Annotated in this window: 4 protein-coding genes; 2 read left to right on the top strand and 2 right to left on the bottom strand. The window is 35.7% G+C overall.

The genetic code is table 11. The features are described 5' to 3' along the window. On the top strand, nucleotides 1–2,236 hold a 2,236-nt coding region (locus ACIQ2S_RS11960; protein ID WP_396176295.1), incomplete at its 5' end, for a mechanosensitive ion channel domain-containing protein. Nucleotides 2,237–2,240: 4 nt separating this feature from the next. Here ACIQ2S_RS11960 and ACIQ2S_RS11955 read toward each other — a convergent pair. Next, nucleotides 2,241–2,870, bottom strand: a complete 630-nt coding sequence (locus ACIQ2S_RS11955) for a Crp/Fnr family transcriptional regulator (protein WP_396176293.1) — start codon at nucleotides 2,868–2,870, stop codon at nucleotides 2,241–2,243. A gap of 52 nt (nucleotides 2,871–2,922) precedes the next feature. Continuing rightward, nucleotides 2,923–3,381 carry a DUF1801 domain-containing protein gene (locus tag ACIQ2S_RS11950; RefSeq protein WP_396176291.1) on the bottom strand — a complete coding sequence of 153 codons (459 nt, stop codon included), beginning with the start codon at nucleotides 3,379–3,381 and terminating at the stop codon, nucleotides 2,923–2,925. A 282-nt stretch (nucleotides 3,382–3,663) separates the two neighbouring features. Between ACIQ2S_RS11950 and ACIQ2S_RS11945 the strand changes: the two genes are divergently transcribed. Continuing rightward, on the top strand, nucleotides 3,664–3,950 hold a 287-nt coding region (locus ACIQ2S_RS11945; protein WP_396176289.1), incomplete at its 3' end, for a hypothetical protein.

Raw genomic sequence — 3,950 nt, 5'->3', positions numbered from 1 at the left:
TTTTGAAATTCAAAATGCCGAAAACACGATCAAAAAAGGGATTGACTACAAGGGATTTACCAAAGAATTAGAATATGAAATCGAAATAAAAAAAGTAGCTTTAGTTGGTCTTTTTGAAAATGACAGTAGGTATTTAACGTATCGAAACCTAACTGTTACGAGTCTGTTACTAAATGAAATTTCCAATCGAATCGAATCGCAATTGGTCAAAATAAACGGCAATAATAAGGCTCTTGGTGGCATACAAAATAAAATTGACTCCTTATTTACCAGCAAAGAATTGTATTTGTCTCCCGTGGATTCCGTATCAAAAATGATTTATTTTAATCGCTTTATGACGGTTGACAATAACTACAAATCCTTACACCTACGCCTAAAAAATGCATTAGACAGTATTCATAAACTGCAAATACTAGGCACTAAATTCAAATATAGTGTAGAATCAGATATCATTGAAGTAGAAAATTTAAGGAAAGCAGAAGTAAACGATCTGTTTGTCAAACATGAAAGCCTCTTTAAAAAAGGTTCAAATTCTCTCGACTTCAAATCCAATTTAGTGTATTCGTTTAAAAAAGAAACTTTGTTGGTTCTCTTCTATATTTTTAATCACGAACTGATTTTTGCGATGTTGCTGTTGACAATCTTAGCAATTTGGTTGTATTTAAATGTACTCAAACGGAAATACATTAAATCGGAATTACTACAGAAATTCAAATATCCGGTGCAAATTCTTAGGTATCCCTTTGCCTCTACTTTAGTAGTAACCTTGACATTGTTTCAATTTTTTATGTCGCAGCCGCCTTTTATTATTTCAGGTATTTTATGGGCGATTATCGGTTTCTCTCTAATTTTCTTATTCAGAGAGACTACCACTGTTTACTACCAACGATTTTGGATCATCATGTATATTTTTACACTTATAGCCATTTGTTTGCAAGCCATCATATTGAAATCAGCCATAGAATCATGGTTTATTTTGTTAGTAGGTATTGCTGCGATTGCCTTCGGTGTATACTCCTATATCTACCGACATAGATGGGACAGCAGTTTACTGCTTTGGATTATTGTATTAATGATAGTATTGGAAGTCATCGCCATTGTTTTTTTGCTGTTTGGTAATTATAATATTTCTAAATTTTTTATGACTCTGGGCATTTACAATATTTTAATAGCGGTGAGTTTACTCAGTACGTTTCATATAATTAATGATATGGCATTATTCTCCGGTTATATTAGTGACACAGAAGATGAGAAAAAAATAAGCTTTACCAGTATGCAATTGTACTCCATCAATAAAGGTTATACGGTTTTGTTTTTCATCGCTTGGTTAGTATTGGTTAACCGCAACACCTATTGGTACCAAACACTGTTGAAACCTTTTGAAGATAGCTATTCAAAAGAACGAAGCATTGGCGATTTCACCTTTACCTTTGAAAGTGTGACCATATTCTTTGCAGTCATTGTCATTGCAACATTTTTATCAAAAATAGTTTCGTTTTTGGCCTCAGATAAACAAAGAAACCACTCGAATGGCAAACCCAACAAAATTGGCAGCTGGTTGTTACTCATCCGAATATTGATTATCACCATTGGCATCTTGATTGCTTTCACATCTGCCGGAATTCCGATGGATCGCTTTACGATTATCATTAGTGCCTTGGGTGTAGGTATCGGTTTTGGTTTGCAAACCTTAGTCAACAACCTGGTGAGTGGAGTAATTATTGCTTTTGAAAAGCCCGTAAATCTGGATGATATTGTAGAAGTAGGCGGACAAACCGGTCAGATGAAATCCATTGGCATTCGCAGCAGCGTGGTCACTACCTATGACGGTGCAGAAGTTATTATTCCCAACGGTGATTTGCTGAGTCAGCATTTAACCAATTGGACGATGGGCAGTGCCAAACGACGCTACGAAATTAGTGTAGGTGTGGCGTATGGAACAGACTTAAAAATCGCTCAGCAAGTAATTTTGAAAGTGGTGCAAGCACATGTTTTGGTGCTCAAAAACCCCGAACCTATGATTTGGTTTACCAATTTTAACGAAAGCTCGATTGGTATTGCTGTGAAGTATTGGGTACCTCATTTTAATTACGGCAACGATGTGAAAAGTGATTTAATTATGGGCATTGATGTAGCTTTGAAAGAAAACAGCATCGTCATTCCTTTTCCACAGCAGGATTTACATTTACATACAAACTCAAAAGGCTTAGAAGATATCGTAAAAGAAGAAGAGTAACCAATTACTTCAGCAGTTCAATGGAAGCTCTGTGCAAACGGATGGTTCCTTCATTTTCCAATGCTTTGAGTAAGCGGGAGACCACCACACGGGAGGTATGTAAATCATACGCAATCTCCTGATGGGTGGCATGAATTTCTTTGGAATGATTGATCTTCGATTTTTCGGACAAATAATTTACTAATCGTTCGTCCATGTTCATAAACGCCAAATTGTCAATAGCGGAGAGCATTTCTTTTAAACGGTTGTTGTAGCTGTTAAATACATAGTTCCGCCAACTTTTGTATTTACCCAACCACTCTTCCATCTTATGAACGGGTATCATAATGACGGTCCCTTTGGTTTCGGCAATGGCACGTATTTCACTTTTGGTTTCACCCATGCAACACGCCATGGTCATGGCACACGTATCTCCTTTTTCAATAAAGTACAATAACAATTCGCCTTCATCAAAATCTTCCCGAAGTATTTTAATGGCACCTTCAATAAGCAAAGGCATTTTTTTAATGTAGTCGCCAAAGTCTATTAAAACATCGCCTTCTTTGAAATCACGCAACAAGGAAACTTCGGCAATTTCATCAATCAGGGCATCTTCAAATATAAAACCGTAGGTTTTTTTAAGTAACTCTTTCATGGATTGGTATTGAATGGTAAAAATACAGTATTATGCCCATTTTCACAACTCTTTACCCCTTTTTGATTTCTTTTTCATACAAGGCAATCCAGTCTTGTACCGACATTTTTTGGAGCAACTCCCCGATTAACTCCAACGGAATGTGCTCCGGTTTTTTAAAACGGATGCAGCTCTTTCCCATGTCTAACTTGGCTTTTACATGTTTGGGATATTCTGCTACAAACCAATCGTACAAGTCTTGACGGGCATACATCCCCATATGGTAGACATTGATGGTGTTTTTCTGTGAAGCGAGTCCGAAAAACGGCAACGGATCTTTTGGGTTGCAGTGGTAACCTGCCGGATAAATAGAATGCGGTACCGAGTAACCCAGCATGCCATACCCCATTCGTTCTTCAAAGCCTTTGGGGATGTTCTTTAGTATTACTTCTCGCAGTTGTTGCATGGTTTGCTTTCGGTCGTCCGGAAGTTCGTTGATGTATTGGTCGGGGGTTAAAGCGGTGGATTGCATGGTTAAATTTTTTTATAAAAATAAAAAAAATTAATAAGTACGCTTTGAATTTAATTGCTTTTGATTGTTTTTTAAAACGGGCAAAAGTGCAGTGGCTACTACTTGATCTTTAATAAATAAAAAGATTGTTTGACGATTTAAAGGATTATAAATAAATAGTATATTTGATGATAATACACTACTGATTGGCGACTATCCATCTAATTTTGGGCGTATCGTCGTTAATTTGTAGCGGGTATAAACGAGTTAGCAGCAAGTTTCGACAACCTTAATCTTAAAAAGATGAAAATATCTCAATTCTTATTATTCGTTTTGATTGCTTCTTGTCAAAAAGGAAAATCTCCCGAATTAAATAAAGAAATGAATTTAGAGGTAAATGTATCTGGAAATGTAAAAACAGAAATAAGATTCCGAAATGCTAAACAAAATGAGACTGTCAAAGATGATAGCTTAACAATTCCTTTTAGATTTAATAAACTTAAAGAATTGCAATGTAAAACTAAATTCTTATCTGAAAATGATTTTGAAAATGAAGAATCATTTATTCGCGAATATGAGATTAAAATATC

Origin of the sequence: Flavobacterium sp., from assembly GCF_044371705.1 — a bacterium.
In the GTDB taxonomy this organism is placed as follows: domain Bacteria; phylum Bacteroidota; class Bacteroidia; order Flavobacteriales; family Flavobacteriaceae; genus Flavobacterium.
The sequence above is the reverse complement of the archived record's forward strand: the minus strand, read 5'-3'. Positions and strand labels throughout refer to the sequence as shown.

Bases quoted from the DNA above. Each gene is read 5' to 3' on its own strand.
- ACIQ2S_RS11950 (WP_396176291.1), bottom strand. From the start codon at position 3,381: ATGCAATCCACCGCTTTAACCCCCGACCAATACATCAACGAACTTCCG.
- ACIQ2S_RS11955 (WP_396176293.1), bottom strand. From the start codon at position 2,870: ATGAAAGAGTTACTTAAAAAAACCTACGGTTTTATATTTGAAGATGCC.